Annotated in this window: 23 protein-coding genes and 1 tRNA gene; 14 read left to right on the top strand and 10 right to left on the bottom strand. The window is 69.2% G+C overall.

The features are described 5' to 3' along the window. Positions 1 to 61: 61 nt before the first annotated feature. A complete protein-coding gene (locus tag AB0C19_RS28970; RefSeq protein WP_357190396.1) occupies positions 62 to 1,522 on the bottom strand; it encodes a pyridoxal-dependent decarboxylase in 1,461 nt (486 codons plus the stop codon). Positions 1,523 to 1,741: 219 nt separating this feature from the next. Between AB0C19_RS28970 and AB0C19_RS28965 the strand changes: the two genes are divergently transcribed. Next, positions 1,742 to 3,988, top strand: a complete 2,247-nt coding sequence (locus AB0C19_RS28965; protein ID WP_357190393.1) for a cellulose binding domain-containing protein — start codon at positions 1,742 to 1,744, stop codon at positions 3,986 to 3,988. A 200-nt stretch (positions 3,989 to 4,188) separates the two neighbouring features. Here AB0C19_RS28965 and AB0C19_RS28960 read toward each other — a convergent pair whose 3' ends face one another. Both AB0C19_RS28960 and AB0C19_RS28955 read right to left on the bottom strand, forming a co-directional pair. Beyond that, positions 4,189 to 5,199 (bottom strand): LLM class flavin-dependent oxidoreductase, encoded by a 1,011-nt coding sequence (locus AB0C19_RS28960; RefSeq protein WP_357190391.1) that lies wholly within the window; start codon positions 5,197 to 5,199, stop codon positions 4,189 to 4,191. 72 nt (positions 5,200 to 5,271) lie between these two features. Then, positions 5,272 to 5,751 (bottom strand): Lrp/AsnC family transcriptional regulator, encoded by a 480-nt coding sequence (locus tag AB0C19_RS28955; RefSeq protein WP_357190389.1) that lies wholly within the window; start codon positions 5,749 to 5,751, stop codon positions 5,272 to 5,274. An 83-nt stretch (positions 5,752 to 5,834) separates the two neighbouring features. Here AB0C19_RS28955 and AB0C19_RS28950 point away from each other — a divergent pair, with 83 nt between their 5' ends. After that, the gene (locus AB0C19_RS28950) at positions 5,835 to 7,013 is read left to right on the top strand and encodes an aminotransferase class I/II-fold pyridoxal phosphate-dependent enzyme (protein WP_357190386.1); all 1,179 of its coding nucleotides are present in this window, start codon (positions 5,835 to 5,837) and stop codon (positions 7,011 to 7,013) included. 3 nt (positions 7,014 to 7,016) lie between these two features. On the opposite strand, the gene AB0C19_RS28945 is transcribed toward AB0C19_RS28950, so the two are convergent. After that, positions 7,017 to 7,667 carry an epimerase gene (locus tag AB0C19_RS28945; RefSeq protein WP_357190384.1) on the bottom strand — a complete coding sequence of 217 codons (651 nt, stop codon included), beginning with the start codon at positions 7,665 to 7,667 and terminating at the stop codon, positions 7,017 to 7,019. Positions 7,668 to 7,791: 124 nt separating this feature from the next. On the opposite strand from AB0C19_RS28945, the gene AB0C19_RS28940 reads away from it, so the two are divergent. Continuing rightward, a complete protein-coding gene (locus AB0C19_RS28940) occupies positions 7,792 to 8,643 on the top strand; it encodes an alpha/beta hydrolase (protein WP_357190381.1) in 852 nt (283 codons plus the stop codon). A gap of 8 nt (positions 8,644 to 8,651) precedes the next feature. On the opposite strand, the gene AB0C19_RS28935 is transcribed toward AB0C19_RS28940, so the two are convergent. Beyond that, positions 8,652 to 8,915: a hypothetical protein gene (locus AB0C19_RS28935; RefSeq protein ID WP_266304925.1), complete on the bottom strand. Its 264-nt coding sequence runs from the start codon at positions 8,913 to 8,915 to the stop codon at positions 8,652 to 8,654. Positions 8,916 to 9,433: 518 nt separating this feature from the next. Then, positions 9,434 to 9,510 (bottom strand) — tRNA-Leu (locus AB0C19_RS28930). 105 nt (positions 9,511 to 9,615) lie between these two features. On the opposite strand from AB0C19_RS28930, the gene AB0C19_RS28925 reads away from it, so the two are divergent. The 11 genes from AB0C19_RS28925 (at position 9,616) to polA (ending at position 22,067) form a co-directional block, all read left to right on the top strand. Then, positions 9,616 to 10,236, top strand: a complete 621-nt coding sequence (locus AB0C19_RS28925) for a response regulator (RefSeq protein WP_112582684.1) — start codon at positions 9,616 to 9,618, stop codon at positions 10,234 to 10,236. 13 nt (positions 10,237 to 10,249) lie between these two features. Then, positions 10,250 to 11,419 (top strand): hypothetical protein, encoded by a 1,170-nt coding sequence (locus AB0C19_RS28920; RefSeq protein ID WP_357190378.1) that lies wholly within the window; start codon positions 10,250 to 10,252, stop codon positions 11,417 to 11,419. A gap of 257 nt (positions 11,420 to 11,676) precedes the next feature. Then, the gene (locus tag AB0C19_RS28915) at positions 11,677 to 12,837 is read left to right on the top strand and encodes a branched-chain amino acid ABC transporter substrate-binding protein (protein WP_238686058.1); all 1,161 of its coding nucleotides are present in this window, start codon (positions 11,677 to 11,679) and stop codon (positions 12,835 to 12,837) included. 109 nt (positions 12,838 to 12,946) lie between these two features. Further along, positions 12,947 to 13,897: a branched-chain amino acid ABC transporter permease gene (locus tag AB0C19_RS28910; RefSeq protein ID WP_124815745.1), complete on the top strand. Its 951-nt coding sequence runs from the start codon at positions 12,947 to 12,949 to the stop codon at positions 13,895 to 13,897. Further along, positions 13,894 to 15,003 (top strand): branched-chain amino acid ABC transporter permease, encoded by a 1,110-nt coding sequence (locus AB0C19_RS28905; RefSeq protein ID WP_091407909.1) that lies wholly within the window; start codon positions 13,894 to 13,896, stop codon positions 15,001 to 15,003. Before AB0C19_RS28910 ends, AB0C19_RS28905 begins: the two co-directional genes overlap by 4 nt. A gap of 46 nt (positions 15,004 to 15,049) precedes the next feature. Next, entirely contained in the window at positions 15,050 to 15,841 is a 792-nt protein-coding gene (locus tag AB0C19_RS28900; RefSeq protein ID WP_357190430.1) for an ABC transporter ATP-binding protein, read from the top strand. After that, on the top strand, positions 15,831 to 16,541 hold the full coding sequence (locus AB0C19_RS28895; RefSeq protein ID WP_124853574.1) for an ABC transporter ATP-binding protein: 711 nt from the start codon (positions 15,831 to 15,833) through the stop codon (positions 16,539 to 16,541). The genes AB0C19_RS28900 and AB0C19_RS28895 overlap by 11 nt, the downstream gene beginning before the upstream one ends. A 37-nt stretch (positions 16,542 to 16,578) precedes the next feature. After that, on the top strand, positions 16,579 to 17,490 hold the full coding sequence (locus AB0C19_RS28890) for an ABC transporter substrate-binding protein (protein ID WP_357190374.1): 912 nt from the start codon (positions 16,579 to 16,581) through the stop codon (positions 17,488 to 17,490). 3 nt (positions 17,491 to 17,493) lie between these two features. Beyond that, complete coding sequence (locus AB0C19_RS28885; protein ID WP_112582677.1) at positions 17,494 to 18,471, top strand: amino acid ABC transporter permease; 978 nt, start codon at positions 17,494 to 17,496, stop codon at positions 18,469 to 18,471. After that, a complete protein-coding gene (locus AB0C19_RS28880) occupies positions 18,471 to 19,277 on the top strand; it encodes an amino acid ABC transporter ATP-binding protein (RefSeq protein ID WP_357190371.1) in 807 nt (268 codons plus the stop codon). Before AB0C19_RS28885 ends, AB0C19_RS28880 begins: the two co-directional genes overlap by 1 nt. Before the next feature lie 90 nt (positions 19,278 to 19,367). Beyond that, entirely contained in the window at positions 19,368 to 22,067 is a 2,700-nt protein-coding gene (gene polA / locus AB0C19_RS28875; RefSeq protein ID WP_357190369.1) for a DNA polymerase I, read from the top strand. A gap of 160 nt (positions 22,068 to 22,227) precedes the next feature. Here polA and AB0C19_RS28870 read toward each other — a convergent pair whose 3' ends face one another. Genes AB0C19_RS28870 through AB0C19_RS28855 form a run of 4 tightly spaced genes read right to left on the bottom strand, consistent with a single transcriptional unit; the run spans position 22,228 to position 24,283 of the window. Continuing rightward, a complete protein-coding gene (locus AB0C19_RS28870) occupies positions 22,228 to 22,575 on the bottom strand; it encodes a DUF3140 domain-containing protein (protein ID WP_112602944.1) in 348 nt (115 codons plus the stop codon). Beyond that, a complete protein-coding gene (locus tag AB0C19_RS28865) occupies positions 22,562 to 22,780 on the bottom strand; it encodes a DUF2945 domain-containing protein (protein WP_357190367.1) in 219 nt (72 codons plus the stop codon). The genes AB0C19_RS28870 and AB0C19_RS28865 overlap by 14 nt, the downstream gene beginning before the upstream one ends. A 36-nt stretch (positions 22,781 to 22,816) precedes the next feature. Further along, the gene (locus tag AB0C19_RS28860; protein ID WP_357190365.1) at positions 22,817 to 23,422 is read right to left on the bottom strand and encodes a Uma2 family endonuclease; all 606 of its coding nucleotides are present in this window, start codon (positions 23,420 to 23,422) and stop codon (positions 22,817 to 22,819) included. Positions 23,423 to 23,476: 54 nt separating this feature from the next. Then, entirely contained in the window at positions 23,477 to 24,283 is an 807-nt protein-coding gene (locus AB0C19_RS28855) for a class I SAM-dependent methyltransferase (RefSeq protein WP_357190362.1), read from the bottom strand. Positions 24,284 to 24,511: the final 228 nt, after the last annotated feature.

Genomic DNA, 24,511 nt, shown 5'->3' with positions numbered 1-24,511 from the left:
TGAGGCAGCAACATCCGGGAAGTTGCGCGGATCTTGGCGCGGGGCGCGGGGCGACGGCGGGTTAGGGGGTGAGCAGGGTGTTGGCTGCCTCGGAGAGCAGGGTCCAGGCTTCGTCGATGTGCGCTTCGGTGGTCTGGGGTGAGCCGACCGCCAGCCGCAGCGTGTAGCGGCCGGCGACCCGGGTGTGGGTGAGGTGGACCCGTCCGGTGGCGTTCACCGAGGCCAGCAACGCCGCGTTGGTGTCGTCGTCGGCGCGCAGTCGGAAGCAGACCAGCGAGAACGGGTGCGCCGCGGCCAACTCGAACCGGTTGTCGGCGCGGGCTCGCTCGGCGAACCGTTCGGCCAGTGCCACGCCGGAGCGGATGTGCGCCCGTAGCCCTTCGGCGCCGTACCAGCGCAGCACGAACCACAGCTTGAGGGCCCGGAACCGCCGGCCCAGCGGCACCTGCCAGTCCCGGTAGTCGATCACCGCGCCGGATTCGGAGGCCGCGTTGCGCAGGAACTCCGGCAGTACGGTCAGCGCCTCGATCAGTTCGGCCCGATCGGCCACCCAGAACGCGTCGCAGTCGAAGCCGGTGAGTAGCCACTTGTGCGGATCGAAGCAGTAGGAGTCGGCGTACTCCAGGCCGGCGTGCGTCCACCGCAGTTCGGGGCAGACGGCGGCGGAGCCCGCGTACGCGGCGTCCACGTGCAGCCAGATCCCGTACTCGGCGCAGATGGCCCCGATCTCCGGCAGCGGGTCGACGGCGGTGGTGGAGGTGGTGCCGATGGTCGCCACCACGAGGGCCGGCACGTCACCGGCGGCCAGGTCGGTCTCGATGGCGGCGCGCAGCGCGCCCGGCAGCATCGCCTGGGTGTCCGGGTCCACAGCGATCGACCGGATTCCGTCGCTGCCCAGCCCGGCGATCCGTACGGCCTTCTCGATGGACGAGTGCCCGTGGACGGAGGTGTAGGCGCGGTAGCGCCGGTCGATGCCGGTGTGCCGCCAGCTGCCGCCGCTGGCCCTGTGCAGTGCGGTCAGGGTGGCCACCAGCGTCGCCGAGGAGGCTGAATCCTGGATGACCCCACCGCCGGTGCCGGTGGAGCGGAACCGCTGTGGCAGGTCCATCAGGTGGGCCAGCCAGTCCATCATCACGGTCTCCAGCTCGGTGCAGGCCGGGCTGGAGGCCCAGAGCATGCCCTGGACGCCGAGCCCTGAGCTGACCAGGTCGCCGAGCACGCTCGGGCCGGAGGTGTTGCCGGGGAAGTAGCCGAAGAAGCCCGGGTGCTGCCAGTGGGTCAGCCCCGGTACGACGATCGAGTCCAGGTCGGCGAGGATCGCCTCGACCGGCTCGCCGCCGGTGGTGGGCGGCTCGCTGGGCAGGGCGGCGGCCACCGTGCCCGGGGGGTCGGCCGGGGCGACCGGTCGTTGCTCCACTGTCGCCCAGTAGTCGGCGATCCAGTCGACGACGGCGTGGCCTGCTCGACGAAACTCGTCAGGGTCCATGTGGTGAGCGCTCACCCGGACGAGTTGATCAGGCATCGATCGCGAGGGCAAGACCGTAAAGATCAGCAATCATCGATGTTGCGGGGCGGAAAGCGCTTGCCTTACGATGCGCGGTGAGTCGGATCCGTGAGTTCCAGGGCGTTTCACCCCGATCAGATCGCCGTCCATCGCCGTCGCGGTGGGTTCGGTCCACTGTGCTTCCCGGGCAGGGCCGGTGGGTCGTGGCGATCATCACCGGATCCCCGGAGGCAGTGCATGCACCCGTCCAGACATCGGCTGATCCTGCTCGCCGCCACGACGGCGGCCACCGTCGTGGCCGGCACCCTCGGCACGGTCGTCGCCTCGGCCGCCGCCGTCGGCTGCCGGGTCGACTATCAGATCACCAACCAGTGGCAGGGTGGCTTCGGCGCCAACGTCACAGTCACCAACCTCGGCGACCCGGTCACCGGGTGGGCCGTCGCCTGGTCGTACACAGCGGGCCAGCAGGTCACCCAGGCGTGGAACGCCGCCGTCACCCAGTCCGGCGCCCAGGTGACAGCGCGCAACGTCGACCACAACACCGCCATCGCCACGAACGGCAGCGCCTCGTTCGGCTTCAACGGTTCGTGGACCGGCAGCAACCCGGTGCCGGGCAGCTTCACGCTCAACGGCACCACCTGCACCGGAGCACCGCCCACCGACGAGCCGACCACCCCGCCGCCCACCACCCCGCCACCCACTACGCCACCTCCGACCACGCCTCCGCCGTCGGCCGGTGTGGTGCAGATGGAGAAGCTGGACCGAGGGCTGATCAGCGTCCGCTCCGGCAGCGGCAACCTGGTCTCCTGGCGGCTGCTCGGCACCGAGACCTCCGGGGTGGCGTTCAACCTCTACCGGGGCGCCACCAGGGTCAACGCCAGCCCGATCACCGGTGCCACCAACTACCTCGACAGTGGCGCGGCGGCCGGCTCGGCGTACACGGTGCGGGCCGTGGTGGGCGGCGCCGAGCAGGCGGCGTCGGCGGCGGCGTTGCAGTTCGGCGCGGGCTACCTGGACGTGCCGTTGCAGGTCCCGGCCGGGGGCAGCACCCCCAGCGGCGAGAGCTACTCGTACAGCGCCAGCGACGCCTCCGTCGGTGACCTCAACGGCGACGGCACCTACGAGATCGTGCTGAAGTGGGAACCGTCGAACGCCAAGGACAACTCCCAGTCCGGCTACACCGGCAACGTCTACGTCGACGCGTACACACTCACCGGCACCCGGCTGTGGCGGGTCGACCTGGGCCGCAACATCCGGGCCGGCGCCCACTACACCCAGTTCCAGGTGTACGACTACGACGGCGACGGCCGCGCCGAGGTGGCAATGAAGACCGCCGACGGCACCCGCTCCGGCACCGGCCAGCTCATCGGTTCGTCGTCGGCGGACCACCGCAACTCCAGCGGTTACGTGCTGTCCGGCCCGGAGTACCTGACCATGTTCAACGGGCAGACCGGCGCGATCGCCTCCACAGTCACCTACGACCCGCCGCGCGGCACCGTGTCGTCCTGGGGTGACTCGTACGGCAATCGGGTGGACCGGTTCCTCGCCGGCACCGCGTACCTGGACGGGCAACGCCCCTCGCTGATCATGGCCCGGGGTTACTACACCCGCGCGGTGATCGCCGCCTGGGACTTCCGCAACGGCACGCTGACCAAGCGCTGGACGTTCGACTCGAACTCCTCCGGCAACGGCGCCGCCGCCGGTCAGGGCAACCATCAGCTCTCCGTGGCCGACGTCGACGCCGACGGTCGCCAGGAGATCGTGTACGGGGCCGCCACCACCGACGACAACGGCCGGCTGCTCCACTCGACCGGCAACGGCCACGGCGACGCCATGCACGTGGGGGACCTGGACCCGGGCCGCGCCGGCCTGGAGGTGTTCAAGGTCGACGAGGACGCCAGCAAGCCCAGCTCCTACTTCGCCGACGCCCGTACCGGTCAGGTCCTCTGGTCCACGCCGGCGTCCGGCGACAACGGCCGGGGCGTCTCCGCGGACATCTGGGCGGGCAGCCCCGGCGCGGAGTCGTGGTCGTCAGCGGTCGCCGGACTGGCAAACACCAGGGGACAGAACGTGGGCCGCAAGCCGTCCTCGGCCAACTTCCTCGCCTGGTGGGACGGCGACCCGGTGCGAGAACTGCTCGACGGCACGAAGATCGACAAGTACGGCACCGGCGGCGAGACCCGGCTGCTCGACGGCAGTCAGGTGGCGTCCAACAACGGCACCAAGTCCACGCCGGCGCTCTCCGGCGACATCCTGGGCGACTGGCGCGAGGAGGTGATCTGGCGGACCACCGACAGCCGTGCGCTGCGCATCTACAGCACACCCACCCCGACCAGCACCCGGATCTACACCCTGATGCACGACCCGCAGTATCGGGTGGCGATCGCGTGGCAGAACACCGCCTACAACCAACCGCCGCACCCGGGGTTCTTCATCGGCAACGGAATGGGCACCCCACCCACGCCAGACATCTACCTACGTTGATGCAACCCCTAGCGGTCCCGAGTGGGGTCGCCTAGGGTGGCAGGCACCGGGCCGCAGCCGCGGAATCCGCTCAGCTCCGGCCCGGTGCGCCACACCGCGGCATTCCCAACCCGTCCCGACCGGGAATGCCGTACCACCACCGGCACCAACATTAGGCACCGTCCGGGTCGGCGGGGTGACGCTGACGTGAAGATCGTGTTTCACGCGCTCTGGCGGAGACCGCCCACCACCTGCTCGGCGATCAATTCGTACGACCGCACCCGGTCCTGCACGTCGTACACCAGCGTGGTCAGCATCAGCTCGTCCGCGCCGGTGCGCTCCACCAGGTCGGTCAGCTGCCGACGCACCGTCTCCGGTGAGCCCATCGCCTGCCCGTCACGGCGCGCCACGACGAACTCCCGCTCGATCTCCGAGTACGGGTATGCCGCCGCCTCGTCGGGCGTGGACAGCGGCTCCGGCCGCCCGGAGCGCAACTTCAGGAACGACAGGGCGCTCGGCCCGGCCAACCATTCGGCCCGCTCGTCGGTCTCCGCGCACACCGCGTTGACCGCCACCATCGCGTACGGCTTGTCCAGCCACTGCGACGGCCGGAAGTTCTGCCGGTACAGGGCCAACGCCGGCAGGGTGTTCTGCGAGCTGAAGTGGTGCGCGAAGGAGAACGGCAGACCGAGCAGACCGGCGAGCTGGGCGCTGAAACCGCTGGAGCCCAACAGCCACACGGCCGGCTGCTCACCGCGGCCCGGCGTGGCGATGATCTGCCCCGGCTTCTCCCCGCTGAAGTAGTTCATCAGGTCCGTCAGCTCGCGCGGGAAACCCTCCGCCGACAGGCCCTCCATGGTGCGCCGCAACGCCAGCGCGGTCACCTGGTCGGTGCCCGGCGCCCGCCCGATGCCCAAGTCGATCCGACCCGGGTGCAGCGCCTCCAGGGTGCCGAACTGCTCGGCCACCACCAACGGCGCGTGGTTGGGCAGCATCACCCCGCCCGACCCCAGCCGGATCGTCGAGGTGTTCGCCGCCAGGTGCGCCAGCAGCACAGCGGGGGCGGAGCTGGCGATCGCCGGCATGTTGTGGTGCTCGGCCACCCAGAACCGGTGATAGCCCAACTCCTCAGTGCGGCGGGCCAACTCGGTGGTGGCCTGCAACGCCTGGCCAGCGGTGGTGCCCTTGGCGACCGGGGCAAGATCAAGAACAGACAACGGTACGGTGATCACACGGTCAGCCAACCCGTCACCGACCGGCTTTGTTCCGGCATCCGGGTTTTCGTCGGCCACCTCACCCGCCGCTCAGCCCACCCCGCGCGCCTGCTCGAAGATCAAACTGGTCTGCGTGTGCTGCACCACCGGGTCCACCGCCAGATGGTCCAGCACAAAGTCCCGCAACGCGTCGCCGGACGCCGCCCGCACATGCAACACGTAGTCCTCCGCGCCCGCCACGTGGAACACCGACACCACCCCCGGCAGCCGCACCGACCGGGCCCGGAACGCGTCCACCGCCGCCCGCTCGTGCGCCGTCAACCGCACCGACACCAACGCCTGCAACGGCAGACCGAGCGCCGCCGGATCCACCTCGGCGTGGAAACCACGGATCGCACCACGCTCACGCAGCGCCCGCGTCCGCGTCAGGCACGTCGACGGCGCCACACCCACCCGCTCGGCGAGGGCGTTGTTCGGCAGCCGGCCGTCCGCCGCCAGCTCGGTCAGGATCGCGCGGTCCACCTCATCCAGGGCCGAATACGGCCGCAGATCATTCGGCTCACTGGGCATCGCGCCATCCTCGCCCGAACCCGCGACGGACACCAACCCGATTAACAGAATCATCTGCCGAACCGTTGCCCACCAGCCACCAAATGTTCGACGCTACCGCCATGACAACGATGGACACCCGGGCCGTCCACGCCGGCCGCGACGACCTGCGCACCCTCGGCGTACACGTACCACCCATCGACCTGTCCACCACCAACCCGCTGCCCTCCGTCGACGACGGCGGCGCCGCGTACGAGCAACTCGCCACCGGCGGCACCCTCCCCACCGACGGCGGCGCCGTCTACCAACGGCTCTGGAACCCCACAGTCGCCCGCTTCGAAACCGCCCTCGCCGAGCTGGAAGGCACCGCCCAGGCCGTCGCCTTCGCCAGCGGAATGGCCGCCCTCACCGCCACACTGCTCGCCGCCGCCCGCGACGACCGCCGGCACGTCGTCGCCGTCCGACCCCTCTACGGCGGCACCGACCACGTCCTCGCCACCGGCCTGCTCGGCACCACAGTCACCTGGACGCGCCCCGACGAGGTCACCGCCGCAATCCGCCCCGACACCGCACTCGTCATCGTCGAGACACCCGCCAACCCCACAGTCGACCTGGTCGACATCGCCGCCCTCGCCGCCGCGGCCGGCGACATCCCACTACTGGTCGACAACACCGTCGCCACCCCGGTACTGCAACAACCCGCCCGGCACGGCGCCACCCTCGTCCTGCACAGCGCCACCAAGAGCATCGGCGGACACGGCGACGTCCTCGCCGGCGTCGTCGCCTGCGACGAGACCTGGGCCGTACGGCTACGCCAGGTCCGCGCGGTCACCGGCGCGATCCTGCACCCCCTCGGCGGCTACCTGCTGCACCGCGGCCTGCAAACCCTGCCGCTGCGGGTCCGCGCCCAACAGGCCAGCGCCGAGAAACTCGCCGGCTGGCTCGCCGACCACCCCGCCGTACACCGGGTGCACCACCCCTCGGTGCACGACCCGGCGGCGCTGGTCGGGCGGCAGATGTCCGGACCCGGCAGCCTGCTCGCCTTCGAGGTACGCGGCGGCGCTCCCGCCGCGGCCGCCGTCGCCGGCGCCTGCCGCCTCATCACCCACGCGGTGTCCCTCGGCGGCGTCGACACCCTCATCCAGCACCCCGCCTCGCTCACCCACCGGCCGGTCGAGGGCGACGCCAAACCCGCCGCCGCCCTGCTGCGCCTCTCGGTCGGCCTCGAAGACCCCGAAGACCTGCGCGCCGACCTGGCCCACGCCCTCGACACGATCGCCTGACCCTCAGCGCAACTCGCGGTTGCCCAACACCCGCACCGGCGAACCCTGCCGAGCCACCCGCAACATCGCCCGACCGATCCCGTCTGTAGTGGTGACCTGATTCGGCAGCAACCGACGCAACACCGGAAACAGCGGACGGGTGACCGCGTACCCGAACCGGTACCACCGCGTCTTCGACACCGCCCCGTACGTCGGCTGGATGAACCCCGGCCGCGCCGCGTAACCGTTGGGCAGCAGATCCATGATCGCGTTCTCGGCACGCCCCTTGACCCGCGCCCACATCACCCGACCCCGACCCGACGAATCGGTCCCCTGACCCGAGACGTAGACGAATGTGACAGGTGGGCTCACCTGCGCGAACAACCGTGCCGCCGCCAACGGGTAGTCGTAGCTGACCCGCGTGTACGCGGCCTCATCCAAACCCAATGAGGACACCCCCAGGCAGTAGAAACACGCGTCCACACCGGTCAACTCGGCCCGCACCGCGCCCAACTCGCCCACGTCCGCGACCGCCAGCTCCCGCAGCTTCGGATCCCGCACACCAGTCGGCCGCCGACCGACAGTCAGCACCTCCCGCACGTCATCGGCCAGCAGGCACTCGCGCAACACGCCCTGACCGACCATCCCGGTCGCGCCGAAGACAACCACCCGCATCAGATCGCACCCCTGTCGTCGACCTCGCCGCTCACGTCCTCGCAGGCTCCCACGATCGGCATGACCGGCGACGGCTGGGGAAAGCCCCGCCGACCGAATCCACCACACCGGCAGGGGGACGAACGTGCCGTTCATCACCGTGGGCACCGAGAACAGCACCGCCATCGACATCTACTACGAGGACCACGGCTCCGGCCAGCCGGTCGTGCTCATCCACGGCTTCCCGTTCAACGGCGCCACCATGGAGAAGCTGACCAACCCACTGCTGAACGCCGGCTACCGGGTGATCACCTACGATCGCCGTGGCTTCGGCGCCTCCAGCCAACCGGACACCGGGTACGACTACGACACCCTGGCCGCGGACCTCGACACCCTCATGACGGAGTTGGACCTGCGCGACACCATCCTCGCCGGTCACTCCATGGGCACCGGTGAGGTGACCCGCTACCTCAGCAGGTATGGCTCCGAGCGGGTCAGCGAAGGCGTACTGCTCAGCCCACTGGCGCCGTTCCTGCGCAAGACCTCGGACAACCCCGAGGGGGTCGACGGAAGCGTCTTCGACGGCTTCAAGCAGGCCGTCGCGGCAGACCGGTTCGCCTACCTCGCCGCCTTCTGCACCAGCTTCTTCAACTACGACAAGACCAAGGGCAAACAGGTCAGCGAGGAAGCGTTCCAGGCGCACTGGGCCATCGGGCGGCTCGCCTCCGCCAGTGCCATGTACCAGTGCATCGACGCCATCGCCACCGACTTCCGGGCCGACGTGCCCCGCATCGACGTGCCGATTCTCATCGTCCAGGGCGACCAAGACGCGGTGCTGCCCTACCCGGTCACCGGCCAGCGGCTCGCACCGATGCTGCCCAACGGCAAGCTCATCACCCTCAAGGGCGCCCCGCACGGCATCCCGTGGACGCACGCCGACGAGGTCAACAAGGCGATCATGGACTTCATCGGCGCGCCAGCCATGGCCCGTGCCTGAGCGCCAGGTCAGGACTTGGGGCCGACGTGCCGGTCCAGTGTGGCGACGGCGTCGCGTCGCGCCACCGACAGCGAGTTGCGTCGGTTCATCCGCCAGGCGACGCCGAGCAGGTCGAGGCTCCACTGGCAGAGCCGCATGATGTCGGCCGACTCGTTGACGAACATGTAGCGCGGGTAGACGTACGCCTTGCCGCGCACCGTCACCCGGTTGGCGAACCGGCAGCCGTCGGAGTGGAACAGTCCACGCAGGAAGTCGCCCGGGTGTGCCGTCACGAGTTCGCGTTGCCAGTTGGCCAAGATGATCGGGCGTTCGTGTTTTTTGCCAGGGCCATGCTGAGGGAGCAGGCAGGGCCAGTGCTTGCCGGAACTCTGCACGCTGACGCAGCCGACCTGCTGGACGCGCTGCACCCTCGCGGCGAGCACTGCTCGCATAGCGGCGTCACAGGCCTCGATCAGGCCTGGCCAGCTATCGCTGCAGGCGATGCGAAGCACCGGGACCCGGGTGGACGTGACGAGATGACCGTCGCCCAGGTAGAGGCCAAGTAGGTACAGGTATGACGACGGATCTGTCTGAATGTTGACGTTCGGTCGGCAGCGGAAGCAGCGGGACTCGGTGCCTTGCTGTTGTGGCTCAGCCGGCCCCCTGCACCAGCCGCGAACGGTTGGATAGGGAAGTCTCAGTCCTCGGGCGACCTCAGCGACCGTGCTGCCGGCGAGGTGCTGACGCCGTGCTCGTAGGCGCAGTTCAGGTGGGTGCACAGCACGATTTTGGAACAGCCGTACGACAATTTTGGTGCCCCCGGTGGGATTCGAACCCACACTGTCGGAGGTTTGAGCTCCGCTTCTCTGCCGGTTGGAATACGGGGACGCTTGGCCGAATGCTCTGGTGGCCTCCCATAGGTTACCTACTACGCTGAGGGCGGCGACACCCGGTCGGGTTGGTGTCGGCTTATGACTGGTGGGGGTAGGGCTGGTGGCTGAGATGCCGACGGATGCCGAGCGTAGGCGCGTACTGATCGCCGAGGACGAGGCGCTGATCCGGCTGGACCTCGCCGAGATGCTGGTCGAAGAGGGTTACGAGGTGGTGGGGGAGGCCGGTGACGGCGAGACAGCCGTACGCCTCGCCGAGGAGCTGAAGCCCGACCTCGTCATCCTCGACATCAAGATGCCGATCATGGATGGGTTGGCCGCCGCCGAGCGCATCGCCGGTGCCCGGATCGCCCCGGTGATCATTCTGACCGCGTTCAGCCAGCGTGATCTGGTGGAGCGGGCGCGGGCGGCCGGCGCGATGGCGTACCTGGTGAAGCCTTTCCAGAAGAGCGACCTGGTCCCGGCGGTGGAGATCGCGCTGTCGCGGTACTCGGAGGTCGCGGCCCTGGAGGCGGAGGTCGCGAGCCTGACGGACCGCCTGGAGATCCGTAAGTCGGTGGAGCGCGCCAAGGGCGCGCTGATGACCACGTACGGGATGACCGAGCCGCAGGCGTTCAAGTGGATCCAGCGCACGGCGATGGACCACCGGATGACAATGAAAGAGGTTGCCGAGCGGATCCTCGCGGAGACCGCCGGCGGCGAGGTGACTCTGCCGGCACCCTGATCGGCATCGACCCGTGTCGAGGCGGATGGGGGCGGTGCTCGGCGTTCTCGCCGTGCTGGTGGCCGCCTGTGGGTCCTCGGCCTGTTCCGACTGTGCGGGGCCGCTACCGGTCCGGCCGGCCTGGCAGTCGGTGGTTCTGCCGGACACGCCGGGTGTGCCGGGTCGATCGGTGCTGCGTGACGCCACCGCCTGTGCCGACCGGTGGTACGTGGTCGGCGGCGTGGTCGATCTGGCCGGGGAGACCCGCCCGGCCGCCTGGAGCAGCCCGGACGCCAGTTCCTGGGTGCCGCTGCCGACGGCGCCGGTGACGTTCTACGGCCGGCAGCATGTGCTCTCCGCGGCGGCCTGCCGGGATGGGCGGCTGGTGGCGGTCGGGGCGAAGAGTGGGGGCGCGCACGGCAATCCCCGTACTGGCACCTGGAGGCAGGCGTCGGACGGCACGCTGCACGAGGTGGACGCGCCTTTCGAGCGGTACGGGGGGCCGCGCGCGGTCAATGTGGCCCGGCTGGCGGCGGGGCCGCAGGGCTGGTTGATCGCTGGTAGTCGGATCGACGGTGCGGCGGTGTGGATCTCCCCGGATGGGGCCGGGTTCGCGCTGGTGGAGGGCGCACCAGAGTTGGCCGGTGATGAGCGGGGGCGGACGGCGGCGTACGACGTGGTCGCCGTGCCGTCGGGTTGGTTGGTGGTGGGTGCGCTGTTGCCGCCCGGGGGTACCGCGCTGGTGCCGCTGGCCTGGTCCTCGACTGACGGCCGGAGCTGGCGGCGGGCTGCCCTGCCGGTGGTGGACGGGCGGGGGCAGGCGCAACGGGTGGCGGTGGTTGGCGACGTGCCGGTGGCGGTGGGGCCGGTGCGGGCTGGGTTCGGCAGTTGGCGGCTGACGGCGCAGGGTTGGCGGCGGGCGGGCGGATTCGGGGCGGCCGGACCGGGTGTGGCGTCGGCGGCGGGGCTGGTGGCCGTCGGGCAGAGATTGGTGGCGGTGACGAGGGGCGGGGACCGTCACACACTGTGGCTCTCGGTCGATGTGGGCGAGTCATGGCGGCCGATGATCTTGCCGCGGCCGGTACCGGACAGCGGAGACACTGCTGTCGCGGTGACCTCGACGGGAGATCGACTGTTGCTGGTGGCGGACGATGGGAAAACGTCGCGTGCCTGGTGGGCGGGGGTTTCAGACCTCGATCGGTAGCTGACGGAAGCCCGCTGGCCGGTGCCGACGAAACAAAGGTGAAAAGGCTTCACGACCGAAGGTTCTTACAGGGATCGTTTCCAATCCGCCACGGCGTGTAACGGTTCGGTCAACCCGCTCGCTTGGGGCTTACGTCACAGCTCCACGGTGGGATAACGTCCGGCCCCAGACCGGCGACGACGGTCTGGTTCGTCCGCCCCCGCAAGGGCCAATAGCCAGCGGGTGGTTCGGACCATGGGACGAGGAGGGTTCGGGCCTTGAGGCAAAAGCTCGCGCGCGTTATCGGTGGGGTCGCCATGGTGGCGCTCGTCGCCGGCGGAACCGCATGCTCCAGTGGCGACGATGCGGCAGGCGGGGGCGGTGACGCCTGCGGCAGCAAGATCGCATTCTTCGGCGCGCTGACCGGCAGCTCGGCCGCGCTCGGCATCAACGAGAACAACGGTGTCAAGCTCGCCGTCGACAAGTACAACAAGGAAAACGCCGACTGCAAGGTCGAGCTGGCCTCCCTGGACTCGCAGGGCAGCCCCGACCAGGCGCCTGGTCTGGCGCAGAAGGCGATCGACGACACCAAGATCCTTGGCGTCGTCGGCCCGGCCTACTCGGGTGAGTCCGAGGCCGCCGGCCCGCTGTTCAACGAGGCCGGCCTGGTGACCATCACCCCGTCCGCGACCCGGCCGAGCCTGGCCGACCAGAAGTGGAAGACCTTCTTCCGCGCGGTCGGCAACGACTTCAGCCAGGGCCCGGCGGCCGGCAACTACATGAAGAACGTGATGAAGGCCGACAAGGTCTACGTCATCGACGACCAGTCCGCGTACGGCGCCGGCCTGGCCGACGAGGTCAAGAAGCTGCTCGGCCCGGCGGTTGTCGGCTCGGACAAGGTCCAGGGCGAGGGCAAGCAGACCGAGTTCTCCGGCGTGGTCACCAAGGTCAAGGCCGCCAACGTGAAGGCGATCTTCTACGGCGGTTACTACCAGGAGGCCGGCCTGATCCGTAAGCAGCTCACCGCTGCCGGGGTCACCGCGCCGCTGGTCGCCGGCGACGGCGTCAACGACGGTGCGTACATCACCTCCGCTGGTCAGGCGGCGGCCGAGGGCACCATCCTCACCTGCCCGTGCCAGCCGGCCGCTGAGGCCCGTGGCACCTTCGTGCAGGAGTTCAAGGCGCTCAACGGCACCGACCCGGGCACCTACAGCGACACCGCCTACGACGCGGCGAACATCCTGCTGGCCGGTATCAAGGCTGGCAAGACCACCCGTGAGGGCCTGCTGGAGTTCGTGAAGGGCTACAGCGGCGAGGGTGTCGCGGCGAGCTACAAGTTCACCGAGACCGGCGAGCTGGACCCGGCTCAGGTCAAGGTCTGGGCCTTCAAGGTCACCGGCGGCAAGGTTGTCCCGGACCAGGAGATTCCGAAGTCCTGATGTTGGTCGCTGCTTCGGCGATTGAGTTGTGATCGCGGGTGCGGCCGGGAGCTGCTCGCTCCCGGCCGCACCCCAATTTTCTCTCCAGACGTGATGGAGCGTCCCTCCCTTGGACTTCAATGGACTGTTCTCCAACTTCGGGGAACTCACCACGACCGGCCTGACCCAGGGCGCGATCTACGCCCTGGTCGCGCTCGGCTACACGCTGGTCTACGGCGTGCTGAGACTCATCAACTTCGCTCACTCAGAGGTCTTCATCGCCGGCGCGTTCGCGGCGATCTGGACCTGGAACGGCTTTGGACTCGACCAGAACTCGCAGGTCAGCGGAATTGGATCGATCCTGTTCTACCTGCTGGTGGCGATGATCGTCGCCGCCATCGCCTCGGCGGGCACCGCGACGGTGATCGAGCGGGTGGCGTACCGGCCGTTGCGTAAGCGCAACGCTCCGCCGCTGGCCTTCCTGATCACCGCGATCGGTGCCTCGATCGCGATCTCCGAGGCCTTCGGCATCTGGACCCGCCGACTGCCGGAGGGCGCGCCCAGTCTGGTGAGCAGCAAACCGCTGTTCCACCTCTTCGGCGTGCCGATCGACTCGATCCAGCTGCTGACGATTGGCGCGGCGCTGCTGATGATGGTCCTGCTGGACCTCTTCATCAACCGCAGCCGTACCGGCCGGGGCATCCGGGCCGTGGCCCAGGACGCCAACACCGCCGCGCTGATGGGCGTGAACAAGGACCGGATCATCCTGATGGTCTTCATCACCGGTGGTGCGATGGCCGGCGTGGCCGGTCTGCTCTACGACGTGCGGATCCAGACCCTGACCTACAGCGTCGGCTTCCTGCTGGGGCTCAAGGCCTTCACCGCCGCGGTGCTGGGTGGTATCGGCAACCTGCGCGGCGCGCTGATCGGTGGCCTGCTGCTGGGCGTGGTGGAGAACTACGCCGCTGGTCTGTTCGGCAGTCAGTGGAAGGACTTCGCCGCCTTCGCGGTGTTGGTGGTGCTGCTGATGTTCCGGCCGACGGGTCTGCTGGGCGAATCGCTGGGGAGGGCACGGGCATGACGACCGTCCTGGAGAGGGTGCGCTCTGGCCGCGAGGCGGCCGGAGAACGGTGGCGCGGCGCGCCACGCTGGGTGCGTTGGGCGTTGCTGGTCGCGGTGATCGCGTTCTTCTACGCGCTGCCGAACAGGGAGTTCTACCAGTATCTCGGGCCGATCCCGACCCCTGGTGCGAACTTCACGCAGGTGCTGTTCACCGTCTCGATCTACGTGCTGCTGGCCGTCGGGTTGAACATCGTTGTCGGTTTCGCCGGCCTGCTCGACCTGGGCTACTTCGGCTTCTTCGCCGTCGGGGCGTACACGGTCGCGGTGCTGACCTCGCCGAGCAGCAACCTGAAGACGCTCTGGCCGTGGCTGCTCGTGGTGCCGCTGGCGATCGGGCTGACCATGCTCTCGGGTGTGATGCTCGGTACGCCGACGCTGCGTCTGCGTGGTGACTACCTGGCGATCGTGACGCTCGGCTTCGCCGAGATGATCCGGATCGCCGCGGTCAGCTCGGAGTTCCTCAAGGGTCAGCGGGGTTTCAACCAGATCCCGCACCCGCCCGGCAAGTACGCCGACGGCAAGCCGTTCTTCGGCGTGCTGGACGCCCGGCCGTACTACTGGCTGGTGCTCACGCTGATCATCCTGGTGGTGATCGGTGTGCGGAACCTGACGCACAGTCGGGTCGGTCGGGCCTGGATCTCGATCCGGGAGGACGAGGACGCCGCGCAGCTGATGGGTGTGCCGACGTTCAAGTTCAAGCTCTGGGCGTTCGCCTCGGGTGCCGCGATCGCCGGTCTGGCCGGCGCGCTGTTCGCGGGTAAGCAGAACTTCGTCAACTCGCAGAACTTCGAGCTGCTCAACTCGATCATCATCCTGGCGGCGGTGATCTTCGGTGGTTCGGGCAACATCGTCGGCGCGATCGTCGGTGGTGGCCTGGTGGCGTACATGATCGAGCGGTTCCGCGGCATCGAGCTGTTCGGCGTGGAGCTGTACGAGTACCGGTTCCTGATCTTCGGTCTGGTCCTCGTGGTGATGATGATCTTCCGGCCGGAGGGCCTGATTCCGAACCGACGACGGGCGGCGGAGTTCAAAGACCGTCGCAAGGAGGTGATCGTCGGTGAGTGACACCGATCAGACGCCGGCTGTTCCGGCGCAGGCCGGCGCGCCGGCGATGGAGGCGGTCCCCACTCGGGAGCCGCTGCTGGAGGTCGACAACGTCACGCTGCGCTTCGGCGGCGTGGTCGCGCTCGACAACGTCAACTTCACCCTCTACAAGGGGGAGATCCTCGGGCTGATCGGCCCGAACGGCGCTGGCAAGACCACCTGCTTCAACGCGATGACCGGCATTTACCAGCCCACCAAGGGTGAGATCCGGTTCCGTGGCGGCAAGATCAGTGGGAAGAAGCGCCACCAGATCACCCAGATGGGTATGGCCCGGACGTTCCAGAACATCCGCCTGTTCCCGGAGATGACCGCCCTGGAGAACGTCCAGGTCGGCGCGGACGCGCACCACAAGACCAGCGTGCTCTCCGCTCTGTTCCGGTTGCCTCGGCACCGGCGCGAGGAGCGTGAGGGACGGGAGAAGGCCGAGCGGCTGCTGGAGTTCGTCGGCATCCGGCACCGGCTGCACGAGTTCGCCCGCAACCTCTCCTACGGGGAGCAGCGGCGGTTGGAGATCGCCCGGGCGCTGGCCACCGATCCGGTGCTGCTCTGCCTGGACGAGCCGGCCGCCGGCTTCAACCCGGCGGAGAAGGAGGAGCTGCTCCAGCTCATCCGGCAGGTCCGGGACACCGGCGTGACAGTGCTGCTGATCGAGCACGACATGCGCCTGGTCATGGGCGTCACTGACCGGATCGTCGTGCTGGAGTTCGGAAAGAAGATCGCCGAAGGGCTGCCCGCCGAGGTGCGGGACAACCCGAAGGTGGTCGCGGCGTACCTGGGGGTGCCGGACGATGTTGCTTGAGATCGAGGATGTGAGCCTGCTCTACGGGCGGATCCAGGCGTTGCACGGCATCAGCCTGACCGTGGCCGAGGGTGAGATCGTCGCGCTGATCGGCGCCAACGGCGCCGGGAAGTCGACCACCATGCGGGCGATCTCCGGCATTCGGCCGATCGCCACCGGCAGCATCCGCTTCGAGGGCGAGGACATCTCCAAGCTCCGGGCGGACCTGCGGGTCCGGCGGGGGCTCTGCCAGGCGCCCGAGGGCCGGGGGATCTTCCCCGGCATGTCGGTGCTCGAGAATCTGGACATGGGGGCGTACACCCGGCGCGACCGTGCCGGAATCGCCGAGGACCTGGCCCGGGTGCTCGACCTCTTCCCCAGGCTCGCGGAGCGACGTAAGCAGGCCGGAGGTACCCTTTCCGGCGGCGAGCAGCAGATGCTGGCGGTCGGTAGGGCGTTGATGAGCCGGCCCAAGCTGCTGTTGCTCGACGAGCCCTCGATGGGGTTGGCGCCGATGCTGATCCAACAGATCTTCGACATCATCAAGGAGATCAACGAGCAGGGCACCACAGTCCTGCTGGTGGAGCAGAACGCGCAGCAGGCGCTGGCCCGAGCACACCGGGCGTACGTGCTCGAGACCGGCAAGATCGTCAAGACCGGAACCGGCGCCGAGCTGCTGCACGACCCGGCGGTCAAAGAGGCATACCTCGGCGTGGCCTGAGCGGCCGTCACACCCCTCACGCAAGGAGTGCAGAGACATGTTCATTACCAACGGTGCCCGCCGGGCGGCGCTCGGTGCCGCCAGTGCGGCGCTGATCGCCCTCTCGCTGACGGCGTGTGGGGAGAAGGAAAACAGCGGCTCGCCCGGTGCCGGTCCGACCGTCACGGCGGCGGCCGACTCGGCGCTGGCCGGGAAGGTGCCCGACGCCATCAAGTCCGACGGTGTGATCAAGGTCGGCACCGACTCGACGTACGCCCCGGCGGAGTTCCTGGACCAGGACGGCAAGACGGTGGTCGGGTTCGACGTCGAGCTGTTCAACGCGGTGGCGCAGAAGCTCGGTCTCAAGGCCGAGTACGAGTCGGCGCCCTTCGACGCGATCCTGCCCGGTGTCGACTCCGCCAAGTACGAGATCGGCGTGTCGTCGTTCACGATCAACGCCGAGCGGCTCAAGAGCGTCAACATGGTGAGCTACTTCTCCGCTGGCACCCAGTGGGTGACCAAGGCCGGCAACGCGGCCAAGATCGACACTGAGAACGCCTGCGGCAAGAAGATCGCCGTGCAGACCGGCACCGTGCAGCTCGACGACATCACCGCCCGGTCGAAGAAGTGCACCACCGGCGGCAAGCCGGCGATCACCATCGACCAGTACCAGGCGCAGAGCGACGCCACCGCCGCCGTGTTCAGCGGCAAGAACGACGCCATGCTGGCCGACTCGCCGGTCGGGGCGTACGCGGTGAAGCAGAGCAACGGCTCACTGGAGCTGGTCGGCGAGATCTACGAGTCCGCCCCGTACGGCTACGCCGTCAAGAAGGACCAGACCGCCTTCGCCGAGGTGCTCAAGGAGGCCGTCCAGGCGGTCATCGCTGACGGCTCGTACCAGACCGCGTTGAAGAAGTGGGGCGTCGAGGGCGGCGCCATCACCTCCTCGGCGCTGAACCCCGCCAGCTGACGCATGTCGTCGGAAACGGACACAACCGAACGGGCACGGCCGGAACCCATCCAGGCCGTGCCCGTCCGGCATCCCGGGCGTTGGGTAGCGGTCGCCGTGATCGGGGTGCTGGTGGCCATGTTCGTCCACCTGCTGGTGACGAACAAGGCGTTCAACTGGGCGTTCATGGTCGACGAGATGTTCCGGCCGCCGATCATGGAGGGTCTGCGCGGCACGCTCGCGCTGACAGTGCTCGCGATGGTGATCGGCGTCAGTCTCGGCGTTGTCGTCGCCATCATGCGGTTGTCGGAGAACCCGATCTTGCGGGGCGTCTCCTGGGCGTACACCTGGTTCTTCCGGGCGGTGCCCCGGCTGGTGCTGGCGATCCTCTTCGGCAACCTCGGCATCCTCTGGGCCCGGATCGAGTTCGGGCTTCCGTTCGACCGGCAGATCGGCGCGCTCTTCGGCGTCGACGACTTCGAGGCACGTCTGTTCGGCTTCTCCGCGCTGGAGATCCTCACGGGATTCGTCGCCGGCATGCTGGCGCTCGGGCTCTCCGAGGCGGCGTACATGGCCGAGATCGTTCGGGCCGGGATCCAGTCGGTGGACGAGGGGCAGACCGAGGCGGCACAGGCGCTGGGCCTGAGCCGTACCCAGATCCTGCGCCGCATCGTGCTGCCGCAGGCGATGCGGGTGATCATCCCGCCGACCGGCAACGAGACCATCGCGATGCTCAAGGACACCTCGCTGGTGGCCTTCGTACCGGTCTCCACCGAGCTGTTCTTCCAGCTCAAGGCCGTGGGTAACCGAACCTTCCAGGTCTTCCCGATGTACGTGGCGGCCTGCCTGTGGTACTTGCTGCTGACCAGCGTGCTGCTCGTCGGGCAGTACTACCTGGAGCGGCACTTCTCCAAGGGGTTCGGCAAGAGCGCCCAAGCGAAGATCAGACTGCGCGGGATCACCGCGGAGGCCGGCGGTAGCGCGAGCGAGGCGGGTCGGTGATGAAGCAGGTGACGACACCGGCGGATGCCGCGGGAACGGCCGGCGACGGCGTGATGGTCCGCGCTGAGCAGGTGCACAAGTCGTTCGGGTCGGTGGAGGTGCTCAAGGGCATCGACCTGGAGGTCCGCAGCGGCGAGGTCTGCTGTCTGCTCGGGCCCTCCGGCTCGGGCAAGTCGACGTTCCTGCGCTGCATCAACCATCTGGAGAAGATCAACGCTGGCCGGATCCGGGTGGACGGCGACCTGATCGGCTACCGGGAGCGCGGCGGCAAGCTGCACGAGATGCGGGAGAAGGAGATCGCCACCCAGCGCCGCGCGATCGGCATGGTGTTCCAGCGGTTCAACCTGTTTCCGCACATGACCGCCCTGCAGAACGTCGCCGAGGCGCCGGTGCTGTCGGGCCGGGAGCGCAAGGCCGCCGCCCGGGACCGGGCCGCCGCGCTGCTCCAGCGGGTCGGGCTCGGCGACAAGCTGGGCAACTACCCCGCGCAGCTCTCCGGCGGGCAGCAGCAGCGGGTGGCCATCGCCAGGGCGTTGGCGATGCAGCCGAAGCTGATGCTCTTCGACGAGCCCACCAGCGCGCTGGACCCGGAGCTGGTCGGCGAGGTGCTCGACGTGATGAAGGACCTGGCCCGCGACGGCATGACGATGATCGTGGTGACCCATGAGATCGGCTTCGCCCGGGAGGTCGGCGACTCGCTGGTCTTCATGGACGACGGCGTGGTGGTGGAGTCCGGTGCGCCGCGCGAGGTGATCGCCAACCCCCAGCACGACCGGACGAAGGCGTTCCTGGCAAAGGTGCTCTGAGCCGGCACCCGGCGCGGCCGTCCCGAACGGCCGCGCCGGGCGTCGTGCCGGTGTCTCATCCTGTCGTAGCGGCGGGCTAGAGTCGCTGCCGTGACAGCTACGACACCGCGCCTGCTCCTTGTCGACGGACATTCCATGGCATACCGGGCTTTCTTCGCCTTGCCTGTGGAAAACTTCTCCACCACGACGGGGCAGCCGACCAACGCGGTGTACGGCTTCACCTCGATGCTGATCAACGTGCTGCGCGACGAGCAGCCCACCCACATCGTCGTGGCCTTCGACGTCTCCCGCCACTCCTTCCGCACCGACAAGTACGCGGAGTACAAGGCCGGCCGCAGCGAGACCCCAACCGACTTCAAGGGCCAGGTCAGCCTGGTCAAGGAAGTCCTGGCCGCGCTCCAGATCCCGGTGGTGGAGAAAGAGGGCTTCGAGGCCGACGACGTCATCGCCACGCTCGCCTGCCAGGCCCGCGACCAGGGCATGTCGGTGCTGATCAGCAGCGGTGACCGCGACGCGTTCCAGCTGGTCGACGATCAGATCACCGTCCTCTACCCGCGTAAGGGCGTCTCCGACCTGGCCCGGATGGACCCGGCGGCGATCGAGGCGAAGTACGGCGTTCCGCCACAGCAGTACCGGGACCTCGCCGCGCTGGTCGGCGAGACCAGTGACAACCTGCCCGGCATCCCGGGCGTCGGCCCGAAGACCGCTGCCAAGTGGATCACCACGTACGGCGGGGTGGACGGCGTGATCGCCCGGGCCGACGAGATCAAGGGCAAGGCCGGCGACAGCCTGCGGGAGCGGCTCGCCGACGTGATCCGCAACTACGAGATCAACTGCCTCGTCTCCGACCTGGAGCTGCCGCTACGCCCGGAGGACAGCCGCTGGACAGGCTGGGACCGGGAGGCGGTGCACCAGGTCTTCGACACCCTGGAGTTCCGCATCCTGCGCGACCGTCTCTACCAGTACCTGGAGGCGGTCGAGCCGGAGGCCGAGTCCGGCTTCGACCTCACCGGCGAGGTGCTCACCGAGCCCGGCGCGCTCGCCGGGTGGCTGACCACGCACGTCCCGACCGGCGCCCCGGTCGGGTTGGCGGTCAAACTCGACACCGGTCCCAACCGCCGGCATACCGCCTCGATCACCGGTCTCGCGCTGGCCACCGCCGGCGGCGCGGCGGCCTGGGTCGACCCGGCGCAGCTCGACCCGACCGACGAGGGCGCCCTGGCCAGCTGGTTGGCCGACGAGCAGCGTCCCAAGGTGCTGCACGACAGCAAGCCGGCCGTGCTGGCCTGCGCCGCGCACGGCTGGCAGCTCGCCGGCATCGTCCGGGACACCCAGATCGCCGCGTACCTGGCCCGCCCCGACCAGCGCTCCTACGACCTGACCGACCTGGCGTTGCGCTACCTGCACCGCGAGTTGCGGGTCGACGTCCCGGAGTCCGGCCAGCTCACCCTCGACGGCCTCGGCGACGAAGGGGTGGTCGAGCAGAACCTGATGCTCCAGGCCCGCGCCACCCTCGACCTGGCCGACGCGATCGACGCCGAGCTGTCCCGCGACGGCGAGCAGTCCGCCCGGCTGATGGCCGGCGTGGAGCTGCCGTTGATGCGGGTGCTGGCCACCATGGAGAGCACCGGCATCGCCGCCGACACCCACTACCTCTCCGAGCTGGAGGCCCACTTCGCCGCCGAGGTGAAGGCCGCCGCACAGGGCGCGTACGAGGCGGTGGGGCGGGAGTTCAACCTCGGCTCGCCCAAGCAGTTGCAGGAGATCCTCTTCACCGAGCTGGGTCTGCCGAAGACCAAGAAGATCAAGACGGGTTACACCACCGACGCCGACGCCCTGCAGTGGCTCTACGCGCAGCAGCCGCACGCGGTGCTGGCCCACCTGCTGCGTCACCGGGACGTGGCCAAGCTCAAGTCGACAGTCGACGGGCTGCTGAAGTCGGTCTCCGACGACGGGCGGATCCACACCACCTTCAACCAGACCGTGGCGGCCACCGGTCGGCTCTCCTCCACCGAGCCCAACCTGCAGAACATCCCGATCCGCACCGAGGAGGGCCGTCGGATCCGGCGGGCCTTCGTGGTGGGAGACGGCTACGAGTGCCTGCTCACGGCCGACTACAGCCAGATCGAGATGCGCATCATGGCGCACCTCAGCTCGGACGACGCACTTATCGACGCGTTCAACTCCGGCGCCGACTTCCACGCCGCCACCGCCTCGTCGGTCTTCGGGGTGCCGCTCGGCGAGGTCACCCCCGACCAACGCCGCAAGATCAAGGCCATGAACTACGGCCTGGCGTACGGTCTGAGCGCCTTCGGCCTGTCCCAACAGCTCAGCATCAGCACCGAAGAGGCGCGCGGGCTGATGGAGAACTACTTCGCCGGCTTCGGTGGGGTGCGCGACTACCTCCAGCAGGTGGTAGCCCGGGCCCGTCAGGACGGCTATACCTCCACCATCCTCGGCCGTCGCCGCTACCTGCCCGACCTGGTCAGTGACAATCGGCAGCGCCGTGACATCGCGGAGCGGATGGCGCTCAACGCTCCCATCCAGGGCTCCGCCGCCGACATCATCAAGGTGGCGATGCTGCACGTCGACACCGCGCTGCGCGAGGCTGGGCTGCGCTCGCGGATGCTGTTGCAGGTGCACGACGAGTTGGTCTTCGAGGTCGCCCCGGGTGAGCGGGAGTCGTTGGAGGCCCTGGTCCGGCGGGAGATGGGCGGGGCGTACCCGTTGTCGGTGCCGCTGGAGGTGTCGGTCGGCCTCGGTCGGGACTGGAACAGCGCCGATCACTGATCGTTTCTTGGTTGCGGGTGGGGGGTTCCGGGGCAGCCCGACCCACTCCGGGCGGTCAGGCTTGATCCCTGCGTGGGTCGGGCCGCCCCGGAACCCCTGACCGGGTCGTCCTGGTCGCGGCCGTTGGCGTGGTGGATCAAGGGTCGCCGGGCTGCGCCGTCTACTTCAGGGGGTCGTGGCCCCAGTTCATGAGGGACCAGCGCCACTTGGTGTCGCGGACGTTGCCAGAGGGGCGCTGCGCCATGTGCCGGCGTACGTAGCCGACGACCTTGCGCATGTGCTTGTAGTCGCCGTCGGACAGGTCACCCCGTTTGCGACGGAGCAGGTTGATGATCTTCCGCCCGGATTCGTGTCCGACGGACTCGCCACCACCAGCTCGACCGCCCTTGTGCCAGCCGACCTGCTTCGACTCGTCGGTCTCCAGCCATGTGGACAGCTCACCGGGCTTCATGTTCACTGCTTCGGTGAACTCCCGGTAGGTGTCCCGGCCGTCGTCACCTCTGCTCATGGCGCAGCGCCTCGGGGCGGTGGGCCACGTCGCGGCCCGTGCCGTCACTGCGGACCCGGTACTGCGGGTCGTCGGGGCCCGCGTTCACGGCCCGCCCACGGATCCGTGTCCGCTCGGTGATCGTCCCCCGCACCACGCCGTACGCGCGGCTGCCGTGGGCCGACCAGGAGACATGGTCGCCCTCGTGGAATCTCTGTTCGGCCATGGTCCTCGGCTACCCGGGGCGGCCACTGCGAAACGACTACGGGGTGATCTCGGCGACCGGCAGCTTGATCTCGAACGGCTCGGTCAGGTCGATCAACTCGGCACCGTCGGCGACCAGCTCGTACTGCCGCTCACCGCCCGGCCCCACCCGGTCGCCGATCCGGTACGCGTACACGTGCACCGGATCCTGCTCGATCCGCCAGAAGAACGGGATGCCGGCGGCGGCGTACTCGCCCGGTTTCGCGAACCGGTCGATCCGTCGCGTGCCGGGCGAAACGATCTCCACGGCGAGCACGACATCCTGCGGCAGCAGCGAGGACCGGTCGGACGGTACGTCGGAGCGGCACAACAGGACATCCGGGCGCCGGATGGTGTCGTGACCGAGCTCGACCGCGACGGCCTGGGTGGCCCGGATCTCCGCCGGCGCGTGGCTTCGCAGCCACCTCCAGAGCAGGCCTGAGATGTCCTGGTGACCGAGGGTCGGGAAGGGCACCACCTGGAGGGCTCCGTCGACGAGTTCGACGCGCCGGCAGTCGTCGTCCGGCAGGCTCTGCAGGTCCGCGACCTGATAGTCGGCGCGCTGTTGTCGTGCCGGGTACGGACGCCAGCGGTCCGGTGGTGTCGGATTCGGCCATGCGCTCACCGGGGGACCGTAGCGCCGGTGACGGGCGGCCCCGTCGCACCCGGCGTGCGGCGCTCACCCGGCGGGCTTCTCCGTCACGAAGATGGCGGTGCCCGGGAAGAGTCGTCCGCGCAGCGGGCTCCACTGCCCCCAGATCCCCTCGTGTCCCTCCGGCCACTCCGGCTCCACCAGGTCCACCAGCCGGAACCCGGCGCCGACCAGCTCGCGGATCCGGTCGCCGAGGGTGCGGTGCTGCTCGACGTAGGTGGCCACGCCGCTCTCGTCCTGCTCCACGTACGGGGAGCGGTCGAAGTACGAATGCACGGCCGTCAGGCCGCCCTCGCCGGGGTCGTCGAGGAAGATCCACCGCATCGGGTGGGTCACCGAGAACACCCACCGGCCGCCCGGGCGCAGCACCCGGTGCACCTCGGCGAACAGCGCCGCCGAGTCGTCCACGAACGGGATCGCGCCGAACGCGGTGCAGGCGACGTCGAACGACCGGTCGGCGAACGGCAGGGCGAGCGCGTCGGCCTGCACCAGCGGTACGCGTACCCCGGTGCGGTCGGCGGCCTCGGCGGCGTGCCGCAACATGCCGGCGGACAGGTCGAAGGCGACCGGCCGGGCACCCTGGGTGGCGAGCCAGCGGGCGGCGGCCGCGGCGCCGGCGCCCACCTCCAGCACCCGCCGCCCCGACACGTCGCCGAGCAGCCGGGCGTCGGCCTCGCGTAGGCCCTCGGGGCACCACACGAAGTCCACGTCGCCGAGGAACGCGCCGTGTTCGGCCTGGTAGGCGTCGGCGTCGGTGTCCCACCAGCCGCGGTTGGCGCGCCGGGCCTCGGCGTCACCCACCCGGCGCCGGGTAACCCGGCTGTCGTCATCCACGCGCTCACGCTAGGCCCCACCCACCCCATTGGGTGCGGCGGCGCGTCCACGATCTGAGCGACTCCTTCGCGCGGCGGGCTTGAGCGGCCCGTCTTCGGCGACGTCGCGGTGTCCGAGCCGCTTGGACGCACCGACATCCGAAGAACCGAGTCGATCAAGTGCGGTGGCGGTGGCGCGGTCGGCGGGGCGGGAGGGGCTGCTGTGACGCAGGAGACAGCAGGGGTGTTT

It is taken from the genome of Micromonospora sp. NPDC048842 (genome assembly GCF_040649935.1).
GTDB lineage: Bacteria > Actinomycetota > Actinomycetes > Mycobacteriales > Micromonosporaceae > Micromonospora > Micromonospora hortensis.
Note: the sequence above shows the minus strand (reverse complement) of the source record. Positions and strands in the feature narration are given on the sequence as shown.

Coding starts and splice junctions, on each gene's coding strand:
- AB0C19_RS28970 (WP_357190396.1), bottom strand. CDS start 1,522: ATGCCTGATCAACTCGTCCGGGTGAGCGCTCACCACATGGACCCTGAC.
- AB0C19_RS28965 (WP_357190393.1), top strand. CDS start 1,742: ATGCACCCGTCCAGACATCGGCTGATCCTGCTCGCCGCCACGACGGCG.
- AB0C19_RS28955 (WP_357190389.1), bottom strand. CDS start 5,751: ATGCCCAGTGAGCCGAATGATCTGCGGCCGTATTCGGCCCTGGATGAG.
- AB0C19_RS28950 (WP_357190386.1), top strand. CDS start 5,835: ATGTTCGACGCTACCGCCATGACAACGATGGACACCCGGGCCGTCCAC.
- AB0C19_RS28945 (WP_357190384.1), bottom strand. CDS start 7,667: ATGCGGGTGGTTGTCTTCGGCGCGACCGGGATGGTCGGTCAGGGCGTG.
- AB0C19_RS28905 (WP_091407909.1), top strand. CDS start 13,894: ATGACGACCGTCCTGGAGAGGGTGCGCTCTGGCCGCGAGGCGGCCGGA.
- AB0C19_RS28900 (WP_357190430.1), top strand. CDS start 15,050: ATGGAGGCGGTCCCCACTCGGGAGCCGCTGCTGGAGGTCGACAACGTC.
- AB0C19_RS28895 (WP_124853574.1), top strand. CDS start 15,831: ATGTTGCTTGAGATCGAGGATGTGAGCCTGCTCTACGGGCGGATCCAG.
- AB0C19_RS28890 (WP_357190374.1), top strand. CDS start 16,579: ATGTTCATTACCAACGGTGCCCGCCGGGCGGCGCTCGGTGCCGCCAGT.
- AB0C19_RS28885 (WP_112582677.1), top strand. CDS start 17,494: ATGTCGTCGGAAACGGACACAACCGAACGGGCACGGCCGGAACCCATC.
- AB0C19_RS28880 (WP_357190371.1), top strand. CDS start 18,471: ATGAAGCAGGTGACGACACCGGCGGATGCCGCGGGAACGGCCGGCGAC.
- AB0C19_RS28870 (WP_112602944.1), bottom strand. CDS start 22,575: ATGAGCAGAGGTGACGACGGCCGGGACACCTACCGGGAGTTCACCGAA.
- AB0C19_RS28865 (WP_357190367.1), bottom strand. CDS start 22,780: ATGGCCGAACAGAGATTCCACGAGGGCGACCATGTCTCCTGGTCGGCC.